The sequence below is a fragment of the Isoptericola croceus genome, assembly GCF_029382255.1.
Taxonomy (GTDB): domain Bacteria; phylum Actinomycetota; class Actinomycetes; order Actinomycetales; family Cellulomonadaceae; genus Isoptericola; species Isoptericola croceus.
Genome location: NZ_JARLLG010000126.1, coordinates 1 through 280 on the forward strand (window position 1 = coordinate 1; position 280 = coordinate 280).

1 protein-coding gene is annotated in these 280 nt (G+C 65.7%); it reads left to right on the forward strand.

Going from position 1 to position 280, the window contains the following annotated elements; genetic code table 11:
- On the forward strand, window positions 1-280 hold a 280-nt coding region (locus tag PZC42_RS20920; protein WP_277214023.1), incomplete at both ends, for a TSUP family transporter.

A 280-nucleotide genomic window follows, 5' to 3' on the forward strand; every position in this document is an offset into this window, starting at 1 on the left:
GCAGGCATCGACCCTTCGGCGGGTGAAGCGTTGCTTCCCGATGCTGTGCTCGCCCATGTGCCATCGGTCATCGCTATCGGTGCCGTGGTCGGTTTCGTGGTCGGTGCGTGGTCGGCCGCACTGGGTCTCGGCGGTGGGCTGCTGACGGTTCCGGCGATGCTGGTGCTGTTTGGTTCCGATCTGCACGTGGCAGAGGGCACCTCGTTGATGGTGATGCTGCCCAACGCGCTGGTCGCGGCGACCACACATCTGCGTCAGGGCACCGCTGACGCTCCGATTG